The organism is Coprococcus ammoniilyticus (genome assembly GCF_025567345.1).
Classification (GTDB): Bacteria; Bacillota; Clostridia; order Lachnospirales; family Lachnospiraceae; genus Coprococcus; species Coprococcus ammoniilyticus.
The window spans coordinates 144,643-165,949 of sequence record NZ_JAOQJS010000001.1; the positions used below are offsets into that span (position 1 = coordinate 144,643).

22 protein-coding genes and 1 pseudogene are annotated in these 21,307 nt (G+C 42.6%); 4 read left to right on the forward strand and 19 right to left on the reverse strand.

Annotated features, from left to right (window positions below):
• Positions 1–7: 7 nt before the first annotated feature.
• From atpD to glgB, 15 genes and pseudogenes are all read right to left on the reverse strand, one after another.
• Positions 8–1,396, reverse strand: a complete 1,389-nt coding sequence (gene atpD, locus OCV60_RS00585) for a F0F1 ATP synthase subunit beta (protein ID WP_044944676.1) — start codon at positions 1,394–1,396, stop codon at positions 8–10.
• Positions 1,397–1,409: 13 nt separating this feature from the next.
• Complete coding sequence (gene atpG / locus OCV60_RS00590) at positions 1,410–2,294, reverse strand: ATP synthase F1 subunit gamma (RefSeq protein ID WP_021944440.1); 885 nt, start codon at positions 2,292–2,294, stop codon at positions 1,410–1,412.
• The gene (atpA, locus tag OCV60_RS00595) at positions 2,295–3,803 is read right to left on the reverse strand and encodes a F0F1 ATP synthase subunit alpha (protein ID WP_008400508.1); all 1,509 of its coding nucleotides are present in this window, start codon (positions 3,801–3,803) and stop codon (positions 2,295–2,297) included.
• A 6-nt stretch (positions 3,804–3,809) separates the two neighbouring features.
• Positions 3,810–4,319: an ATP synthase F1 subunit delta gene (gene atpH, locus OCV60_RS00600; protein ID WP_021944441.1), complete on the reverse strand. Its 510-nt coding sequence runs from the start codon at positions 4,317–4,319 to the stop codon at positions 3,810–3,812.
• Positions 4,300–4,803, reverse strand: a complete 504-nt coding sequence (atpF, locus tag OCV60_RS00605) for a F0F1 ATP synthase subunit B (RefSeq protein WP_008400510.1) — start codon at positions 4,801–4,803, stop codon at positions 4,300–4,302. The genes atpH and atpF overlap by 20 nt, the downstream gene beginning before the upstream one ends.
• A 102-nt stretch (positions 4,804–4,905) precedes the next feature.
• Entirely contained in the window at positions 4,906–5,130 is a 225-nt protein-coding gene (gene atpE, locus OCV60_RS00610) for an ATP synthase F0 subunit C (protein ID WP_008400511.1), read from the reverse strand.
• A 36-nt stretch (positions 5,131–5,166) separates the two neighbouring features.
• Positions 5,167–5,850: pseudogene (locus OCV60_RS00615) on the reverse strand (F0F1 ATP synthase subunit A); the annotation flags it as partial.
• Positions 5,851–5,900: 50 nt separating this feature from the next.
• Positions 5,901–6,374 (reverse strand): HAD domain-containing protein, encoded by a 474-nt coding sequence (locus OCV60_RS00620; protein WP_044944682.1) that lies wholly within the window; start codon positions 6,372–6,374, stop codon positions 5,901–5,903.
• Between the two features lie 270 nt (positions 6,375–6,644).
• Positions 6,645–7,544, reverse strand: a complete 900-nt coding sequence (locus OCV60_RS00625; RefSeq protein WP_008400514.1) for a hypothetical protein — start codon at positions 7,542–7,544, stop codon at positions 6,645–6,647.
• Positions 7,545–7,682: 138 nt separating this feature from the next.
• Positions 7,683–8,216, reverse strand: coding sequence for an N-acetylmuramoyl-L-alanine amidase family protein (locus tag OCV60_RS00630; RefSeq protein WP_021944445.1), 534 nt, complete (start codon positions 8,214–8,216; stop codon positions 7,683–7,685).
• 123 nt (positions 8,217–8,339) lie between these two features.
• The gene (thrH, locus tag OCV60_RS00635; RefSeq protein WP_021944446.1) at positions 8,340–8,942 is read right to left on the reverse strand and encodes a bifunctional phosphoserine phosphatase/homoserine phosphotransferase ThrH; all 603 of its coding nucleotides are present in this window, start codon (positions 8,940–8,942) and stop codon (positions 8,340–8,342) included.
• A gap of 330 nt (positions 8,943–9,272) precedes the next feature.
• Entirely contained in the window at positions 9,273–9,485 is a 213-nt protein-coding gene (locus tag OCV60_RS00640; RefSeq protein WP_021944447.1) for a hypothetical protein, read from the reverse strand.
• Positions 9,473–11,059: a TFIIB-type zinc ribbon-containing protein gene (locus OCV60_RS00645; protein WP_117784654.1), complete on the reverse strand. Its 1,587-nt coding sequence runs from the start codon at positions 11,057–11,059 to the stop codon at positions 9,473–9,475. The genes OCV60_RS00640 and OCV60_RS00645 overlap by 13 nt, the downstream gene beginning before the upstream one ends.
• 22 nt (positions 11,060–11,081) lie before the next feature.
• Positions 11,082–12,968 carry an aminopeptidase P family protein gene (locus OCV60_RS00650; RefSeq protein WP_262529006.1) on the reverse strand — a complete coding sequence of 629 codons (1,887 nt, stop codon included), beginning with the start codon at positions 12,966–12,968 and terminating at the stop codon, positions 11,082–11,084.
• A gap of 17 nt (positions 12,969–12,985) precedes the next feature.
• On the reverse strand, positions 12,986–14,884 hold the full coding sequence (glgB, locus tag OCV60_RS00655) for a 1,4-alpha-glucan branching protein GlgB (RefSeq protein WP_262529213.1): 1,899 nt from the start codon (positions 14,882–14,884) through the stop codon (positions 12,986–12,988).
• Positions 14,885–15,027: 143 nt separating this feature from the next.
• Between glgB and OCV60_RS00660 the strand changes: the two genes are divergently transcribed.
• The gene (locus OCV60_RS00660) at positions 15,028–15,564 is read left to right on the forward strand and encodes a TetR/AcrR family transcriptional regulator (RefSeq protein ID WP_008400525.1); all 537 of its coding nucleotides are present in this window, start codon (positions 15,028–15,030) and stop codon (positions 15,562–15,564) included.
• Here the strand turns inward: OCV60_RS00660 and OCV60_RS00665 are convergent.
• The 4 genes from OCV60_RS00665 to fliB all read right to left on the reverse strand — a co-directional run bounded on the left by OCV60_RS00665 (position 15,561) and on the right by fliB (position 18,583).
• On the reverse strand, positions 15,561–16,034 hold the full coding sequence (locus OCV60_RS00665; RefSeq protein ID WP_118675551.1) for an LURP-one-related/scramblase family protein: 474 nt from the start codon (positions 16,032–16,034) through the stop codon (positions 15,561–15,563). The two genes, OCV60_RS00660 and OCV60_RS00665, sit on opposite strands and share 4 nt — an antisense overlap.
• A 46-nt stretch (positions 16,035–16,080) precedes the next feature.
• On the reverse strand, positions 16,081–16,821 hold the full coding sequence (locus OCV60_RS00670) for a DNA alkylation repair protein (RefSeq protein ID WP_262529010.1): 741 nt from the start codon (positions 16,819–16,821) through the stop codon (positions 16,081–16,083).
• Between the two features lie 23 nt (positions 16,822–16,844).
• A complete protein-coding gene (locus OCV60_RS00675; RefSeq protein WP_021944453.1) occupies positions 16,845–17,411 on the reverse strand; it encodes an LOG family protein in 567 nt (188 codons plus the stop codon).
• Positions 17,412–17,500: 89 nt separating this feature from the next.
• Entirely contained in the window at positions 17,501–18,583 is a 1,083-nt protein-coding gene (fliB, locus tag OCV60_RS00680; protein ID WP_117784650.1) for a flagellin lysine-N-methylase, read from the reverse strand.
• 278 nt (positions 18,584–18,861) lie between these two features.
• Here fliB and OCV60_RS00685 point away from each other — a divergent pair, with 278 nt between their 5' ends.
• The 3 genes from OCV60_RS00685 to OCV60_RS00695 are packed head-to-tail and all read left to right on the forward strand — an operon-like array spanning position 18,862 to position 20,971.
• Positions 18,862–19,770, forward strand: coding sequence for a DUF2975 domain-containing protein (locus OCV60_RS00685; protein ID WP_021944455.1), 909 nt, complete (start codon positions 18,862–18,864; stop codon positions 19,768–19,770).
• 14 nt (positions 19,771–19,784) lie between these two features.
• Positions 19,785–20,012, forward strand: coding sequence for a helix-turn-helix domain-containing protein (locus OCV60_RS00690; RefSeq protein ID WP_008400533.1), 228 nt, complete (start codon positions 19,785–19,787; stop codon positions 20,010–20,012).
• The gene (locus OCV60_RS00695) at positions 20,009–20,971 is read left to right on the forward strand and encodes a hypothetical protein (protein WP_262529015.1); all 963 of its coding nucleotides are present in this window, start codon (positions 20,009–20,011) and stop codon (positions 20,969–20,971) included. Before OCV60_RS00690 ends, OCV60_RS00695 begins: the two co-directional genes overlap by 4 nt.
• Positions 20,972–21,307 lie beyond the last annotated feature (336 nt).

Genomic DNA, 21,307 nt, shown 5'->3' on the forward strand with positions numbered 1-21,307 from the left:
CTTTATCCTACTGTCCCTTTGCGGCTTTTTCTTTGACTTCTTCGATTCCGCCTACGTTAAAGAATGCCCACTCAGGATATTCATCCATCTCACCGTCTAAGATAGCCTTAAAGCCCTTTACTGTTTCTTTAAGAGGTACATATTTTCCCGGAACACCTGTAAAGTTCTCTGCTACATGGAATGGCTGTGATAAGAACTTCTGCACCTTACGTGCTCTTGTAACCGTAATCTTATCTTCCTCTGATAATTCTTCCATACCAAGAATTGCGATGATATCCTGTAATTCTCTGTATTTCTGAAGAATCTCCTGTACGCCTCTGGCTACATTATAATGTTCTTCACCGACAACGTCCACCTCCAGAATACGGGAATTGGATTCCAGAGGATCAACAGCAGGATAGATACCCTGTTCTACGATCTTTCTGGAAAGAACGGTTGTCGCATCCAGATGCGCAAATGTAGTTGCCGGAGCCGGGTCTGTTAAGTCATCGGCAGGCACATAAACTGCCTGTACGGATGTAACGGATCCTGACTTTGTAGAAGCGATTCGCTCCTGCAACTCACCAAGCTCATTTGCCAGAGTTGGCTGATAACCAACTGCGGATGGCATACGTCCAAGCAGGGAAGAAACCTCTGATCCTGCCTGTACAAAACGAAAGATATTATCTATAAATAATAACACATCCTGATGATTTACGTCACGGAAATATTCTGCCATCGTAAGTCCTGTTTCCGCAACACGCATTCTTGCTCCAGGTGGCTCGTTCATCTGTCCAAACACTAAGGCTGTCTTGGACAATACCCCTGACTCTTTCATCTCTGTCCAGAGGTCATTACCCTCTCTGGAACGCTCACCGACACCGGTGAAGATAGAATATCCGCCATGCTCTGTTGCTACATTCTGGATCAGCTCCTGGATCAGAACGGTCTTACCTACACCGGCACCACCGAACAGACCGATCTTACCACCTTTGGCATATGGGGCAAGAAGATCGATAACCTTGATACCTGTTTCGAGAATCTCAACAACAGGGCTCTGATCCTCAAATGATGGAGGATCTCTGTGGATGACCCAGTGCTCTGTATCTGCCAGATTCGGTCCACCGTCCAGAGTGTCACCGGTTACATTAAATAATCTGCCAAGGGTATCTGTACCAACCGGAACCTTGATTCCTGATCCTGTCGGAACAACCTCCATATCTCTGGATAAGCCCTCGCTTGCTGCCAGCATGATGCATCTGACGGTATTATTTCCGATGTGCTGTGCAGCTTCCATTATGCATTTCTTTCCATGATTATCAACTTCCAGAGCATCCTTGATGTTTGGTAAATCATTATCCGGAAATTCTACGTCTACAACAGGTCCCATGACCTGTACTATTTTACCGTTTTTCAAAACATCAGACCTCCTATTTCTTATTCTGCAGAGCCTTCGCACCACCAACTACCTCGGTGATCTCCTGCGTGATCGCAGCCTGTCTGGCTCTGTTGTATTTAATACTGAGATCAGCTAACATATCTTTCGCACTTCTGGTTGCAGAATCCATTGCCATCATTCGGGAATTCTGTTCACTACAGAAGGATTCAACCAGTGCTCCATATATGAAACCTGTAATATAATTCGGAACAATTCGATCCATGACCGCTCTCGGAGAAGGTTCAATGATGATCTCCTCATGATAGACATCCGCCTGCGAGATTTTGAAATCCATCTTTCTGAACGGAAGAAGCTGGATCATCTCCGGCTCTGCCGTTACACTGTTTATCATCTTCGTATAGATGATATAGACTTCATCGATCTTACCGCTTTCGTAATTCTCCAGCATCTTATCCGCAATAACCCTCGCTCTGTGAAGACTTGGGTTCTGGGCTGTATACTGGAAATGGATATCAACCGGCACATTCTTCCTTGCAAAATAATGTCTTCCCACCTGTCCGACAACGTATAATTCGCTGTCCGGGTGATTTGCCAGTTCTTCTTCTGCGATCTTAATGATATTATGGTTATATGCACCTGCCATGCCCTTATCGGCTGTAACTACAATATAACCTCTTTTCGGATTTTCCTTCTTTTCATCGTCTTCATTTTCGAAATAAAGATGATCCATATCAGGAAGATGTCGTAACAGTCGTGCCAGAGAAACCTGTAAAGTATAGAAATACGGTTCCGTATTCTCCAGATCCTTCTTCGCTTTTTTCAGTTTGGAAGAAGAGATCATGTACATGGCATTTGTGATCTTCATTGTATCCTTAATGCTTTTTATTCTGTTTTGGATTTCTTTGGTACTTGCCAATTACTCCACCCTCTTCATAAACTCTTTTCCTGCTTCAAGAATATGCTCTTTCAGATCATCTGTCAGAACCTTTCCTTCTTCAATCTCTTTGATAACATCCGGTTCTGCATCCTTGAAATATGCAAGCATATCCATCTGTGTCTGCTTTACTTTCTTGATATCTACATTTAAGAACAGCTTATTTGTTGCTGCAACCAGTGTAATAACCTGCTCTGCCATACTAAGCGGATGACATAACGGCTGCTTTAACAGCTCCATCAGTCCCTTACCATAAGTAAGCTGCTCCTTTGTATTCTCATCCAGATCGGAACTGAACTGGGTGAATACTTCCATCTCACGGAACTGTGCAAGATCGATACGGACGGTACCGGTTGCTTTCTTCATAGCCTTGGTCTGCGCTGCACCACCGACACGGGATACGGACAATCCTACATTTACCGCAGGACGCATACCTGAGAAGAACAGATCACTCTCAAGGAAGATCTGACCATCCGTGATGGAGATAACATTTGTTGGGATGTATGCAGATACATCACCTGCCTGTGTCTCTATAATAGGAAGGGCTGTGATCGAACCACCGCCTAATGAATCCTTTAACTTACTGGAACGCTCAAGCAGTCTGGAATGCAGATAGAATACATCACCGGGATATGCCTCACGTCCAGGGGAACGTCCAAGTAACAAGGACAGTGTTCTGTATGCTACTGCATGCTTTGACAGATCATCGTATACGATGAGCACGTCTTTTCCCTTATGCATAAAATATTCTGCCATCGATGTTCCTGCATATGGTGCTATATACTGAAGCGGTGCAGGATCACTGGCTGTTGATGCTACAATGATCGTATAGTCCATTGCATCATTCTTCTCAAGTGTGGAAACAATCTTTGCAACGGTGGATGCTTTCTGACCGATCGCTACATAGATGCAGACAACATCCTTTCCACGCTGGTTGATGATCGTATCAAGTGCGATCGAAGTCTTACCGGTCTGACGATCACCGATGATCAGCTCACGCTGTCCTTTACCGATTGGGAACATGGAATCGATCGACAGAATACCGGTCTGAAGTGGTTCATTGACCGACTGTCTGTCTGCGATACTTGGTGCTTCCTGCTCAACCGGCATATAATCTGCCTCTTTGATCGCTCCCTTACCATCAATTGGTGCACCCAATGCATTGATGATTCTTCCAAGGAATTCTTCACCTACCGGTACGCCGGCTCTCTTACCTGTTCTGGTAACCTTTGTACCTTCTTTTATTCCGGTATCTTTTCCGAACAGGATACATCCGATCTCGGTTCTTCTGATATCCTGTACCATACCCTTGATACCATTTTCAAATACTACAATCTCACCATACATGGCATTATCAATACCATATATCGTTACTATTCCATCTCCTACCCAGATGACAGTTCCTACTTCTTTGTCCCGGGTGTCGAAGTCAAAATTCTCTATCTCACTTTTCAGTATGGAGATAATATCTCCTGAACTTATTGAACTCAAATCTTATCACCTCGTAACCAATCTTTGTGTAAGCCGCTTACATCTGCCTGCCAGACTCCAGTCATATTCCTTATTTCCGACCTTAATAATAAAGCCGCCGATCAGACTGTCTTTCTTCTCCAATGTCAGTTCCACATCTGAGGTCTTATATTCCTTTTTCAGAAAATCTTCAATCCCCTTCTTCTGTGTCTCCGTTGGAGGTGTCACATAATAAAGGGTTGCAAGAAGGACATCTGCCTTCTTCTTTATAAGAACTCTGTATTCCCTGCATATCTCAAAGAACTGATCAAAATCAGAATTGTTGCAAAGTACCTTTAAGAATTTTACCGTAGTCTTTGAACCGTCGAATATCTTATCGATAACTTCTGACTTTTTTTCTCTGCTGACAACCGGACACGTAAGTGCCTCCTGTAATTCAGGATTCTCCCTGACAACTGCTTCCATATCTGAAAGCTCAGCCGCATCAATATTCAGCTCGCACAAAACTTCAGCATAATTAATTGCTTTCTGTGTCATGGGCCTCACCTGCTTTTTCTATAAACTCATCATATAGTGACTGATTTTTCGCGTCATTTGAGTCTTCACCCAGAATCTTAGCCGCTGCCGACATTGCAAGCTCTGCAACCTGAGATTCCATATCGCTCAAAGCCTTTTCACGCTGTACTTCTATAGTTTTTTCCGCATCCTTAATCATACGGTTTGATTTCTCGCCTGCATCTGCCACAATCCTGTTATATTCATTCTGTGCAGCCTGTCTGGATTTATCCCGCATGGTATCACATTCATCCTGAACACCTGCGAGAGTATCTTCATATTGCTGCTTCAGTTTCATGGCATCATCCTTCGTCTGATTGGCATTCGCGATCGAGGATTTGATCATCTCTTCACGTTCTGCCATGATCTTATTGATCGGACCGATCAGGAATTTCTTTAACAGAAGAAACAAAACTATAATATTAATTATGGTTATGGCTATGGACGAGACACTTAAATTTATCATTTAATGACCTCCTGCCTTTCTGTCTGTTTTCGTTATCCGACAATTACGATTCCTTCATATCTATTATGATATAGTGCCGCAATCATCATATTCTTATAAATATTATTTCAGAAGAAGAATGATCAAAAGACCAATTACCAGACCGTAAACGGCTGTTGCCTCTGCAAGTGCTCCACCGATGATCAGAAGCTTTGTGATCTTACTGTCTGCTTCCGGCTGTCTTGCTACTGCTTCTACTGCCTTTGATGTTGCGATTCCAAGTCCGATACCTGCACCAATACCTGTTAATACTGCTATAGCAGCTCCAATTGCGATTACTGTGTTCATAATTATTATCTCCTTTTCATTTTCCTTATGTTAATCTTAGTCTTCTCCCAATCCTTCCTGCATGTAGAGTGCAGTTAAGAATGTGAATACAAATGCCTGAAGTAAGCCATCAAAGATATCAAAATAAAGGCTTAACGGAATAGGCACAATGGCAGGCGCTACCGCCTCAATTAATTTCATTACAACAAATGCACCTAAAACATTGCCGAACAATCGCATACATAACGACAATGGTTTTATTACAAGCTCCATTACATTTATAGGTGCTACTATTGCTACCGGCTCTGCAAAGCTCTTAAGCCATCCTTTCGGTCCCCTGCTTCTAATACAGACAACCTGAACCATGACTATACTCATGATCGCCAGTGCTGCTGTTACGTTCAGATCCTTGGTTGGTGGTTTAAATCCAAATATACCTGCGATATTTGCCATTCCGATATACAAAATGACAGTGATCAGATACGGTATATATGCCTTACCTTTTTCTCCCAAAACGTCACTAAACAGATTATTAAATGTCGTAATGATCGACTCCAGAGCAAGCTGTTTCTTTCCCGGATTTTCAACTTTCAGATTCCGGACAAGTATAACGGACAACAGAACAAGTACCGCCATAATGATCCATGTTACCACGATTGATTCCGAGATCGGGATTCCACCAAAAATTGGAATGGTAAAGAGAGTCTCGCAATTCAGCTCCTCTGTTAACTTTTCTGCAAGGTCACCCGTAGGTCTTCACTTCCTCTCATGTAATTTTTTCAAAGGGCATACTAACTGTTAAGGATATTTATTACTTCTCTTGCATCACTCTCGGAAAATCCTTTTACTGTATTCTCCGTATTGATCCAGTAATCAGCAAGTCCAACTCTGTCCCAGTCTGAATCCATGTCATCTAAGATCACCAACCTGTCCACATCGTGTTGGTCTACATAGTCCTTAACCTCAAAGCACCGTCCATAATCCTCATACTTGCCGGATATATGTTCCTGCGGCGGAGTTACATCGGATATAACGAGACCTTCCTCCTTAAGCTTCAGGATCAGCTCCTGTGCTCTCTCGTCACATACCGGATCTTTCATAACCTCTTTCCGCCAGTTAAAGATCGCTACCAGCTTCGCATCTGTTGCCTTTACAACATCTGCAAGGTTTTTTACATTTTTTCTGTCAACGGTTTCACCCGGATTGTTACAGATGAATTTGTTTGAATTTAACACACCGTCAATGTCGAAAAAAATGGCTTTCATTTAAATTTCCTCCTGCATTCTTCCATGTGCTTCCAGTTGTCCTTTAAACAACAACGTATTATAGCACACCATTTTTTATTTTTCACCTTTTATTAATTTATTAATAAAAAATATATTTCTAAACTTTTTATAAAAAAGTCATAACTAATTCTACTCTGTAAAGTAAAATAGCCCCATCCTTTTCAGGCTTTCTTCTGTTTTTTACGTTGTCCATAAAACAGAAGAAAACTCTTACCGGAGAATGGGGCTTTATTTCTGAATATCTATGTTCTATTCAGCCCCACCTGTAATGATCCATGGTGCCGGCTGAGCAACAAATACATTTTCTTTATTTGTTTTGGATACGTTGATCTGTAACGCTTCCATATTCTGAATACCGAATTTATCAAAAATCAGCTTGGTCTCTGCAAGGATACCAAGATCTAATGTGTAGATAACAAACTGCATCTGCGGATTGATCGCAAGCAGACGTTCAATATCAGATTCCAGATAATGATTCGCAACGATAAATGCAAGTCTTGGTACCGGAATCTTACTTAAGGATTCTTCGCTCATATCCGGAATGATCTGCACGTTATGAACTCCAAACTTCTCAACATTTTCCTCCATAGATCTTCTGGAACCGCTGTCCGGCTCTACTGCAATGATCTGACCTTCGCTCGCTGTGATCGCAGCTTCGATAACGATACTCTCTGCCATCAGAGCAAGAATCGTGTCATGAGTATCTACACCGAGAATACTCATGATAACCGCGCGGATCTCATTGCATACATAATGAACCGATCCCTTTGTAAACAGATCATTCTTCATACCGTACCGTACGGATTCTCTGGTCTTCTCGTTTACGATAAATATAACCGTCGGTTCGGATATCTTCTTATTAATAACATTCTTGAGCTTTGCATTTGTTAGTTCACTTCCCGGCTCTGTTCCTTCGCCGATCCAGATATCATATTCGCCAAATCCCGCTTCCCATAATGTATAGAAGAGATCTTCATGACTGGCATCAGTATAGATCAGAACCCGCTTATGTGTATCAATCGTTGGCACGACATTTTTCTGTCTGCCGCAGATATTAAGCATCTTTATCTTCTCCGGGCTGACATCCATCTTATTTGCAAAGAAGCCAAGCCAGTTCAACATGCCTGAATTACTGAACGTATTTTTCATTGTTTTCTACCCCACTTTTCTATCGTATTTTCCAATCAGATAACCTTCTCCAATCGGATTGTCGTTTTCTAAAACAGTCTTTATAATTATACAATTTTTCTCGTTAACTGTAAATTCTTTTGTGCGTTTTTCACACATCTATCCACGAAGTGTTTCATCAATTCCGAGTGCGATCGCATTCACGATATCTTCAAACCGGTAATCAAACAGATAATTATCCTTATCACTGTCAATAAATCCAGTCTCGATCAGAATTGCCGGCATCGTTGTCCGGCGCAGAACAGCCAGATTCTTCCGTTCCTCAACTCCCAGATTCTCAAATCCGATCTTTGCAAGCTCTGCATCCACATTTTCTGCCATTTCATATGCAATCCCTGATGTATTATAAACCAAGGTTTCCACTCCGTTATATTTGTTCGGATACGGTGCAGCATTCCTGTGCAGGGAGATAAAATAATCCGCACCACTCTCATTTCCGATCTGTGCTTTTCTTGTCGGTGAATCATAGACATCTGTCGTTCTCGTAAATTCCACGTCATAACCAAGCTCTGACAACGCATCACCGAGTGCCAAAGCCAAATTCAGGTTGTCATTCTTCTCCGTTCTTCCATTATAAGATGCCCCATTGTCAAATCCGCCATGTCCGGCATCAATCATTATTTTTATAGCCATAAAAAACCTGCATACTCTGTTTGCTACAGTATATGCAGGTTCTCTGTTATATGTACTTAATTTTCACGATCTCAGTATGCCTGTCTCACATACTGCATACATTTTTATATGAAAGGATTGATCTTAAGCCAGCACTTTCTTGATGGCTGCAAGCAGTTCATCATATGTCTCATAAGCCGGAAGATCAGGATTGTCTGCTTTGATCTGATCGGTACTCTTAAAGAGGAATCCGGCCTTGCTTGCGCGGATCATTCCAAGATCGTTGTGGCTATCACCACTTGCGATCGTATCATAACCGATAGACTGAAGTGCCTTTACGGTTGTGTATTTGGATTTCTCACAACGCATCTTAAAGCCTGTGATCTCTCCACTTTCTGCTACCTCCAATGAGTTGCAGAAGATTGTCGGCCAGCCGAGCTTCTTCATAAGCGGGCTTGCAAACTGTGTAAATGTATCACTGATAATGATAACCTGTGTCATAGAACGAAGCTCATCTAAGAATTCCTTTGCACCGGGAATCGGATCGATCTTTGCGATTGTTTCCTGAATCTCTTTTAAGCCAAGTCCATGTTCTTTTAATATGCCAAGACGCCAGTTCATTAATTTGTCATAATCCGGCTCATCTCTTGTTGTTCTCTTTAACTCCGGGATGCCGCTTGCCTCTGCAAATGCGATCCAAATCTCCGGTACTAATACACCTTCCAAATCCAAACATACAATGTCCATTTCGGGTTCCTCCTGTTATCTACATTCTCGCTTCATTATAATATACCGCCTGCCATTCTGCAATACATCTGAGGAAAACAGTTTGTATGTATGCAGGCGGGACAGGCTAGGCTTCAAAGATTCGCTTCGTTTCCTATGAGATACATACTGCCAGCGAATGCGGGTGCATGTCTGAGCTCGAAGAGCGAGTTTGCACAGGAGCATGAGCGGATCAGGCATATGTATCGAATAAGAAAAAAGCGTATCTTTCAAACAAAGAAGCCACTGCGGCATTATAGCTGATATTCAAGATGTTCCCCCACAAATATGCAGGATTTTCCTTTTTATTAATCAGAAGAATAAAATCTTGTGGCCCTGGTCGATCTGGTAGTAGGAGATTTTGTGCTGTCTGGCAAATTCCTTCTCTGTTTCCATCTCGCCATGGAGGTTGGAGCGAAGCATCCACGACAGCAACAGACCTGCCGCAAACAGTCCGCCACAGACAATGCCCTGTATGATCGGTAACAATTTAAATCCTGTAAGTAAAATATTTATCGAATCCATGTCTTATCCTGCCTTTCTTTTACATAATCAGTCGTTGTTGAAGATGCAAGTCGTTCTTTGTCGTGCTTATACCTGTTATATTTACTGAGATTTCTGGTAAAAAGTCCCGCCGCCAGCATAAAAAGGAATACAATGATCGACCCTCCATATTCATGGAAAAAGCCATACCCTTTTGCAATTCCCTGATTGATTTCATAAAATACAACCGCTCCGATCGTGCAGCATACAACTCCGGTCATCACCGCATCCGAAATAAAACTCCTTTTATTCACCGGAATATTGCCAACAACCTTTCCGGTCTGTCCATTGACCAGTATCGTATAAAGCTCATGCCTATACCAGAAGGTCATGAACCATGCGGGCAGGAGCGCGTACTCAATCTTATCCACACTGTACTGTTCAATGCTCTTCTCTATGTAAGTCGTTCCTGTATCTTCTATCATTGCTTTATCCATAGCATCACTTATCCTCTGATGGATGTCCGGCGCAGCCTCTCTGGACGGCACATCATACCGATCTGCATAGAATCCGGACAGATACGATGGATCAAATGGCTTTAATGCTTCCATATGATATGGTTCCAGACGACTGGATAGCCGATCATCTAATTTTCTGGATGCATCAAAGGTAACCTGTTCAAAATTTCCATATGCATCTGCAAACATATCTGTCTTCTCATTTATACCTACAGAGACACTTCTCGTTTCCGCATCATATTTCTGATTCTGAAATGATCCCGGATACAATCCCATCTTCTTCGATGACTGCAGCATCGTATAAAAGGATTGGTTTCTGTTCATTCCGGCATTAAAGATATTTTCCGGTTCTTTCTTCTCAGCTTCATTACTCGTTACCAGATGCAGATTTGCTTTTTTCCGCATATACACTGTATACAGCCAATATGGAATATAGATTCCACGGATCTTGTCAATCTTCGGATGCTTGATCTCTCTTGGCACATATCTGCCTGTACCGAATTTCTCTTTGATCGCATCCACTGCCTGCTGTTCCGTTATGGAAAATGGAATGATATAATCCGGCCATACTTCCTTCGATTCACGGTCAAATATAACCGTCGGCTGTCCACAAAACGAACAAAAAGTTGCCCGCTCATTTCCATGGATCATAATCTGTGCTCCGCAGGAAGTACAGCGGAATATCTGAACCGACATCAGTCGTTCTCCCTGCATCTCTCTCCGGTCACCTGTATAAGCAGTGTCTTGTGCCTGCTGTTCTGATTTTTCTGATATATCTTCTGCTTCCGTCTGTTTTGATGCAGCCGATATATCTTCCGGTCTGTTATTCCGCATCTCAAATGCCAACAGATCCGCATCCCAGTCAGGATTGATCTGGATTTCCTTCTCTCCATGCCACTTCTGATCTTTATCAAGACCAAACCACAGATTATCAAATGATCGTTTTCCGTCTTCTTTTTCCTCTGTATCCGGATCTACTTCCTTTAACTTCATATGGAATCTGCGTTCGCTTGTCTGACCACATTGTGTACATTTCATTTTCCCGAGATCCGGGTCATATACCAGCACACCCCCACATGCCTCACACTTATAGATCATATGTTTCTCCCCTTGAAATTCATCAAATTATATTATGATATTTTTTCGATACTGGACTCGTTGCCTGCTCCAGCCATATGCGTTCTTCCTCCGTCAGATGTGGAGCGATCTTCTCATACACATTCTTGTGATATTCATTCAATCGTTGGAGCTCACGATCTGTCATCAGTTCCGGTATCAAAGCTTCTGTATCAAACGGAACCCAGGTCAGAGTTTCAAATTCCAGAAATGTTCCATTTGCTTCCGTTTCTTTCAAGAATACCTCCGGAAGCTTGCCTGCCGGTTTTCCTGCTTTCTTACAAAGAACCAGATTCTCATGACGGATGCCAAACCTTCCTTCTATATATATACCCGGTTCATCTGACGTGATCATTCCGTCTTCGAATACTGCTGTCGGTCTGCGTTCTTCCATGATTCGGAAGTGGATCCTGTTTGGTCCTTCGTGTACATTTAACAGATATCCGACTCCATGACCGGTGCCGTGATTGAAATCCAGGCCATACCGCCACAGTGGTTCACGCGCCAGATAATCGAGATTCTCACCACGCGTTCCATGTTTAAATCTTGCTGCTGCCAGATTCAGATGTCCGATCAACACCAGTGTATACGCCCATTTTTCTTCCTCTGTCAAAGCCCCCAGTGTGATTGTTCTGGTGATGTCAGTTGTTCCCTCCATGTAATGACCGCCACTGTCCACTAATAAGAAGCTCTCCGGTTTTAGTTCGACATTTGTCTCCTCTGTCGGTTCATAATGTACGATCGCGCCATGTGGACCATATGCAGATATCGTATCAAAGCTCGGCTCGATATACCCCTTTTGCTCTTTTCGAAAAGACTCCAGCTTCTCTGCTGCCGAAAGCTCTGTGATCGTTTCTGTTCCGATATGATGCTTAAGCCAGTAGATAAATTTCGTTACAGCAACTCCATCCTTGATATGCGCATTCCGTTCATTTTCGCACTCTACAGAATTCTTCTGTGCCTTCATCAACTGAATAGCAGACGGTTCATCGACTACGGATACAGTCTCCGGTATACAGCTTCTCAATCTGTAATTGGCCTGACAACCATCCAGCAATATCGTTACCTGCTCTGTCTTTTTATGTGTTTGAATGACCTCCGGCAACCTCCTGAGATCCGTATAGATCTCATTATACGGATGAAGTGTAATCCCATCAACGGCAAGTTCTCTGGTGATTTCATCGTTTAAGATCGCATCATTGATATATAAACGACAGTCTTCATCTGCGATCAGCATATATGACAGGAATACCGGATTACAGTCTATATCATTTCCTCGCAGATTCAGAAGCCATGCGATCTCGTCCAGCGCAGAGATCACCCGGGCATCCGCACCTGCAGATCTTATTGACGCTCTGACACGCACAAGCTTATCCGCACGGGTTTCGCCTGTGTATGAAAATGGTAATTCAAATACCGGCTCATGTGACAGCTCCGGTCTGTCCGCCCAGAGTTCATCGACCAGATCCAGTTCACCATTTAAAGTGACCTTTTTATCGCCCAGTTTGCCAAGCATCCTATCAGCAAAATCCAAGCTGACGGTTCTTCCATCAAAGCCTACAACCTTTTCCGATTCCAGATGGTCATACAAATATTCTTCGATCGTTGGAACGCCCGGCTGTCCACTCTTCATCAGTTCGATCGTACTGCCTGCAAGCTGTGCTTCCGCCTGAATGAAATACCGCCCATCTGTAAACAATGCCGCCGTATCAGGGAGCACAACCAGTGTTCCGGCAGATCCTGTAAACCCGGACATATATTCTCTTTCCCTGAAATATGCTCCAACATATTCGGATGCATGAAAGTCATCCGTAGTAATCACATAAGCATCTACACCTGTTCCCTTCATTTTCTCACGCAGCTCTGCCAGCTTCTCTATTGTCGTCATCATATTCACCTTCTCATGTTCTAATCGACCGGTTTCAGGTAAATTCCGGAAAATGCCGGAAGGTCAAATCCAAAATCTCCATTTACACCCTTAATCGTTTTCTCTGTATCTTTTGTGCTTCCGCCAAATTTATTCCAGTCGCTGTTGATCAGTACCTTCATTGTATCACCATTTTCATAATTAAAGTGATAATTTTTATATACAAGTCCCGACAGGTTTAATACAACGATCACCTTATCTTCATTTACTTCACGCTGAAAGATATAGACAACATCATTTTCCTTACCGCAAAGGATCCATGCAAATCCATTCGGATCATCATCCCATGCAGATAATGCCGGCTCTTTCATATAAATCTTATTCAGTGCTTTCATATACTGGTGGAAAGAATCATGGTTCGGATATTTCAAAAGATCCCAGTCCTGCTCGCGCTTCTCATCCCACTCGCGGAACTGTCCGATCTCATTTCCCATAAAGTTCAGCTTCTTGCCCGGATGCGCATACATATAAGCATATAATGCCTTTGCCTGCGGGAACTTTTCTTCATACATACCCGCCATCTTCTGAATGATCGTTGCCTTTCCATGTACAACCTCATCGTGTGACAAAGGAAGCAGATACCGTTCATTATAGTTATACATCATCGAGAATGTCAGGTCATGATAATGCTCGCCGCGGACAAATGGAAGTGTACGGAAGAAATTCAGTGTATCATTCATCCAGCCCATATCCCATTTGTAATCAAAGCCCAGTCCACCATATTTTGTTTCCTTCGTTGTACCCTTAAAGTCTGTCGAGTCTTCGGCACACAGGATGATCGAAGGATGACGATCCTTTAACCCCTGATTCATATTCCGGATAAAATCAACCGCCCGGTCATTTACACCACGGCTCTCATCGCCCATCCAGTAGATGATACGGCTGATCGCATCCATACGAAGTCCGTCAAAATGATACTCTGACAGCCAGTAATTCGCCGCAGACTGTAAGAAGCTCCGCACTTCTCCTTTGGAATGAATGAAGTTCATGCTTCCCCACTCACTGTATCCCACATCGTTGCTTGGATATTCATACAATGCCGTGCCATCATATCTGGCAAGTCCATAGCCATCAAGTGCGAAATGAACCGGAACAAAATCAAGAATTGTGCCAATATTATGCTGATGCAGAATATCAATCATTTCCTTCAGGTCATCTGCTGTTCCATATCTGGATGTCGGACTGAAAAATCCGGTATTCTGATAGCCCCAGGACTGATCGGACGGATGCTCGGAGAGCGGCATGAACTCTACATAATTATATCCCTGCTCTTTCACATATTCCGCAAGCATCGGAGCGATCTCCTTATAGGTATACCAGCTCTCCGCTACCCGGTTGCTCTCTGCGATCTCCTCCGGTGTCAGCGGATTTCCCTGTTCATCAAAGACCGGTTTTGTGCGCCAGGAACCCAGATGAACTTCATAGATGTTAAGTGGACTGCCCTGACATACACTACGGTTCTTCATCCATTTGGCATCATGGAAACGATATGTATCCATATCCCGGATAATGGATGCAAATGCCGGACGCAGCTCCATGCCGAAGCCATACGGATCACAATGCTCCATGCTGCTGCCGTCTCTGTGATAGATCTTATATTTGTACATCATGCCCGGTCTTGCTTCCGGCACAAATACCTTGAAAAAGCTGCCGTCATAACAGCGTTCCATGACCGTCTCGTTCCAGTCGTTGAATTCACCGATCACATTTACCCCCAGAGCATTCGGTGCATATGTGACAAATTCCACACCACTGACAACCGTCTTCTTTCCTGTGACCTCTTTCTTCACATGCGCCCCCAGTTCTCTATATGCATCAAAGCTTCTTCCGGAATAAAATTCGTAAATATCCATGTCATTCTCCTTTGTATTTGTACAGATGATTCTTTATTGACTATAGTAAATTTATAGATTAAAATAGACATGTTTATTATATGAGATTACAAAAGCTGACACCATAGCCAATAATTGAATAACGTCAATTTATTGACCATAGTCAACAAATAGTAAATCAGGAGATTGCAATGGATTTAAGAATACAGAAAACCAAGAACAGCATTTTCAGTGCTTTTATAGAATTACGTGCGGCAAAACCGCTCGAAAAGATTACGATCCGGGAGCTGACCCAGAAAGCAAATATCAGCAAACAGACATTTTATCTTCATTTTAAAGATATCTACGATCTGTCGGAATATCTGGAAAATGACGCGATCACGTCACTGGTTGCAGACATTCCAAATCCGGATCTTATCATCACAGATCCGGCTGCCGCAGCCAGACTGCTCTGTACCGCATTTATCACACAGGGACATCTGTTCAACATTCTTTTCCCGGATGATGACAGAAGCTGCGGCGTGCTCACCAACAAACTGGAAGCCCGCATTAAGGAACTGATCTTTATCACGCATCCGGAATTCAAAGACAATCTGGAGAAAAATATCACAATTTCTCTGCTGATTCAAGGAAGCGTACATACCTTCTTAAAATATAAGGAAGAAGATACCGAGCAGGTGATCGAGATTCTTGCCGATACCATCGGAAGGATTGCCGACCATTCCTAATCATTCCTCGAACATTTCTCTGCATCAATGGCCAGAACAAACATAAGTGCAATAAGTGGATTTTGTGGATCATATACATCGATCACATATTGATCTGTCATATGAAACAGTTCCTTTGATATGGATGCAACCATACCACCTGCAGCATCTGTGATCTTGTAATCCCATTCCATAAAGCTTCCATCAATATGCCATCCATTATAATCAATATCATATCGGGGCTTAAGAAAGGAAAACTCTTTCTTAATGCATCCCAGATATTGATTTCCCTGATAGATCTCAAATTTTGGAAGAAATGTGAATATCTGCTCCTTTACTGTACCGGCTTCATTCCCATATGGATCGAAAATCTTCAGACAATGTCCCCAGGATATCTGTCCCTTTACCACATATATCGGATTTCCCTGTTCATTATAAATATCATAACTGTCAAACCACGAAAACAATCTCTGTTTAAAATACATTCTCATACTGCCACCTCCGTTCATTTCGCCATATTTACTTATATTATCATTATCATCGCTTCATTGCCTTGAGTGCAGCTTTTTCCTCCGGTGTGATACGGAAGGATTCCTGCATCTTCTGGATTGCTTTGTTAAATGTGAAATCATCCAGATGGTTATTTTTTAAAAATGCCTTCGTCGGCTCCGGACATTTTACATAGGCTTCTGCAAGTCCCCATGCAACACCCATTTTCAGATAATAGCCATCATTCTTCATATGATCGTATGCATATAACACCTTATCAATATAGGCATCATTCAGATAATAATTTAACATCATAACCGCTACAAACCGCAGTTCAAACTCACGATTTCTCTCGTTAGCAGGCTTGCCATCGATTACTCCCTGCTCGTCCAGATATGGCATCAGGAAATCCCACACTTCCTGCTGATACTGGTTTGCGATCTTAAAGGTATTACAACAGGTATCGCAGATCGACCAGTCATCGATCTTTGGTATGAACCGTCCCATGTATGTGAGAATGTCGTCGATCTTTCCTCTGGCATAGCCAAGCACGATGCCCTGTAGCATGACTTCTTCAAAGGTATCATCCCTTGCACCATCCAGATACTCCTTCCAGTTTACAGACGCAATCTCTTTCGCCATTTTGCGCAGCACCGGAATCCGAACGCCGATGATATTTCCTGCTCCCGGTGACAGACTCGCTGTAAATTTTCCATATTCAACATCCATATTTTTATACAACTCATCCCGTACCAGATCGTGAACTGTATATTCATTCGTATCTCCCATTTTTCCTCCTGCACCTATATCGTTTAAAATTTAAACACCTTGCCAACCTCCGGTGTATAGCCATCCAGATAAGAAAGGATCTCATCTGTATCTGTCATCACCTGATAGATCTCGTTTGTTACATGATTCATAAAACCCTTCTCGACACATTCATCCATCATCTGAAACAGGGAATTAAAGAATCCATCCTGGTTATAGACAATGATCGCCTTGCCATGTCGTCCAAGCTGCTTTAAAGTCAGCACCTCAAAAAATTCCTCAAATGTTCCGATTCCACCCGGCACCATGATAAACGCATCACTCCGATCCTCCATGATCTGTTTCCGCTCACGCATCGTCTCTGTCCGGATCAGCTCTGTACATTTGTCATAGATGATACCATCCACATTAAAAAATGTCGGTGCAACGCCAACGATCTCACCGTTTCCGGCACTTGCTCCTCTGGCGGCAGCCCCCATAAGTCCTCTTGCACCCGCACCAAATACTAATGTGTGTCCTCTCTCTGCCAGCTTCTTTCCAAGATTAAAAACCGCATCCATGTATGCCTGATCAATGTCATTGCTGGATGCACCAAATATACATATATTCATACTGCTACTCCATTTTCCTTTTATCACTGTTCATCGTTCTGCGAGCGACCTTATCCTATAGTATGCTATAGAGTTCACTGAAATTCAAATTATATTCTTATAAACCAGTCCAATTCTTCCACCCGGTCGAGATTCTCATCCGAATGTTCGATCTCTCTGGAATACCGGTACACCAGTTCGATCAGATCAGCCATCTCTAACTTCTCACTGCACTTTATCCATCTGGCGAGAAGCAGCAGGAAGATTACTGTCACATGTCCCACCGCGGAATCTATTTTACCAAGAATATTCCCATCATAGACCGCACCTAACAAATAGATCGAGATAAAATAAACAACGATCTGCTCCAGCACGATCTCAAGTGAAGGCAAGCTGCTGTTTCCCCACCATGACAGAAATCGTTTCTTATTCTCTGTGAAACCGGATTCCCCCTGATCAAACAAAAGCACTTCGGATTCCACCAGCACATCATCCCAGTCCTGATATAACAGCTCCAGCTCCTCTGACAGGAATCTCATATGCTTCCGGAACAGTTCATATTCATCTTTCACGCAGACTTTATCTGTATCCTCACATTCATCCCAGTCGATCAGATCCCCTTCTTCATAATGTCTCTGTGCGGAAGCACCGATCTGCAATACCTTTCTGATCCTTGCTTTCAGACTTTCTTCCCGGTTCTGGGTAATCTTCAAAATCTCCTCCCGGATATCCTCAAGATTGGAAAACAGGAAATAATCATAATCCTCAAATACTTCTTCCTCATCGTCTTCTTCACAGACAAATGTTACCGGTTCTGTCTTCTGCATCAATATCCTTGCCACCTCCGGGCAGGAAAGCGATAATGAAATCTCTCTTATATTTTCAAATTCTTCCGTATGTCTTGGATATTCCCGACAGGTCGTGCATAGGCTGTCTTTTCCCATATGCTTATACATGTCGCACAGTCCATCATCCCGCAAAAATGCACATTTGCCCTTCCGGTTATGTCCGAATACGCCTTCTTCCCACTGTATATTCCGGTGAAGTGTCTGCCTGTATTCTCCTGCGTAATTCCGATATTTTTCCAATGATTCATCATCGATCACGATCTGCCAGTCAGAACAGCAGGTGTCCGGGCATTTGTCCGCTATACATCTAAACTTTTTATAATAATCCGGATAAGAATAAATCATATCTCTGCCTCACAAACATTTATATATCGTCACTGAGAATATTGCTCTCCCATGTTCCCTTATGCCGGTACCGAAATGCCAACGATCATTTTATCCTTCAATCAAATGATACGAAATCTGAACACGGCAATTTCTATTATATTAGACCTGCATAAATGAATCAAGCTCGCAATCCATAGAAATTATTGACAAACGATAATTTTAATGATATTTTGAAACTGTAATTATTGTTTTTCGATAATTTTTAGATAAAATCAGCTATCAGAAAGGATATAACCATGAATCAGATTTTTACAACTCCGTTTGAATGGATCGCAGTATGGCTTCGAAAGCTTTCATTATCCGGAAACTCCGGTAACTGTATCGCGATCATACTTTATATCATTATCTGCTGTCTCCCGGCAATCGCATTTCTGCTTCTTTGTCTAAGGAAAAAGAAGATCCGTGCAGACTATCTGTTACTCGTATGCTCTGCTGCCCTCTTTATCGGCATTTACCTGATGATAAATCCGGGGCTTATGCCCCCCTATTTTCGTTATTCGATACCTATGATCAATCTGGCAATATCGACAACCCTGTGGTCCATCTTTATCTGTTACATCATTCTCCGGGTTCTTGCCATAATCCGGTATGCAAATGAGATCAATCTGGCAAAGATCGCACAGGTTTTCATCATTCTTGTAATGATCATATCAATCATTAATATCTGTTTCATAAAGCTTCCAAAACTATGGGTTTCTGCAAATCAAACAGGTCCTGACCTGTATTCCCGGATCATATCATCAGAAGATGGTGCTGTTATGCTTGATAATGGCAGCATGAGATCATTTCAGCCTGACCGCATTCCGTTACTCCTCTGCGACCTGGTTCCATCCCTGTTATTCATCTGGGTATTGATCGCATCCTTCCGGCTGTGTCGTTCTCTGAAAGACAATCATTTCACCGATCAGACGATCCAGGATGCAGGGGCACTCTCCCATCTGTGTATAAGAGTTCTCTGCATTACGGCAGTACTTGAAGTTGTTCGAAACATCCTGCAGCTTCTTATGCTTCCGTCACTTTCAGATACGACCTTTACCGTATCTCTTCCTATTATAGAGATACTTCTGACCGTAACGGCATTTATCCTTGCAAAGAAATTCGAGACAGCACACACGCTGGAAGAAGAAAATGAAGCATTCATTTAACACGGAGGTTTCATATGGCAATTAAGATCAATCTGGAAAAAGTCTTAAAAGAAAATAATATGACTTCTAAAGAATTATGCAAAAAGATCGGCATAACCGAAGCAAATCTTTCCATTTTGCGAAGCGGAAAAGCAAAAGGTGTCCGATTTACAACCATCAATAAAATATGTTACTACCTGCACTGTGATGTAGGCGATATTCTGTCATTTGACGGAAATCTTGATGAGGAGGAAGAAGCATGAAGAAATTTTTATCTATAAGTATACTGACCATTTTAGGTCTGACTGTCCTTTCCGGCTGTCAGCTTGCAAAGAAAGAAAATACCCCATCTGCAGTTACCAAGCATCTGGTTGGCATCTATTGTACAGCAACACCTCTGGATGATCAGGAAGAACCGATTTCCTGCACATATGATCAGAAAACAGATACTTTCAAACCGGATAATCCCGATATCTCCGGCTGCTATCTTGCCGCAATTAAAGTTGATGTATCCGAAGAAGAAGGAGATTTCTATTATTCGTTCCGTTCCGATATGATGGCTGAACCATCTATAAACATTTCCGGTTCCGATGGAACGAGCACTACCTCCTATGAGTCTTCATCCCATACACTAATCGGTCAAAGCAATTATATATATCCGCCTGATGGTACCACAGAAGCTTCCTTATCCCTTTCCGGCACTCTCTATGTTGATCCGGACAAAACAGATTATTCCACAGATTCAGATCTTTATTATATCTATCTGAATCTAATCTATCAGAAAGAAAATGGTGATCTCTTTATAACACCCGGCTCTCCTGTTTCAATCATGAACGAAGGCGAATCAACGACTCAAACCTTCTCTGAAAGCTACACAGAATCAGGCATCGATTCCAATGCCACTACAACGAATACGATCTCCCTTACGGTACGATCCATTTCAGATCCTATAGACAGCTACACCTTCTATGGTATGTCCGATGACAATACCATACTTTGGAGCGACACACAAAAAGCAGCCACCCTCACCGATGAACCGATATCCTTAAAAGGTGCTTCCTATCTGCTCATAAAAGAAGTGTCCACCAAAGGCATTGTTTCCTACGACGTCCTTACCCATACAGATGATGACGCAGAAACCACAGATCCTGACTACCGCAACCGCTATATCGCAACTGACAGCTTTTACTATCAGCCTTCAGAGATCCATATTGTAAAGTAACCGGACGAAAAATATAGTCGGCTGTCCGGCACAGATACTTTTCATTCCGCAAGACGCTCTCGCTCTATTCTCATGTAGCGGTACTAAGCTCCCACTTCCGTGGATCGCTAAGAACCGACATTCGAACAGGCTTGCTTCATGAAAATATCTGTTGCCGGACAGCCGACTATATTTTTCTGGCTTTGGTTCTTCCACAAACAGAAAACACCACGGTATATACATTTCAAGAAACAGAACTCGGACCGGGCTTATACCTGTTATCATGTAAAACTAACATGATATTAGAACTTTGAACTAAAAGGAAGAGTAACATTACTATTATGAAGCAAGCCTGTT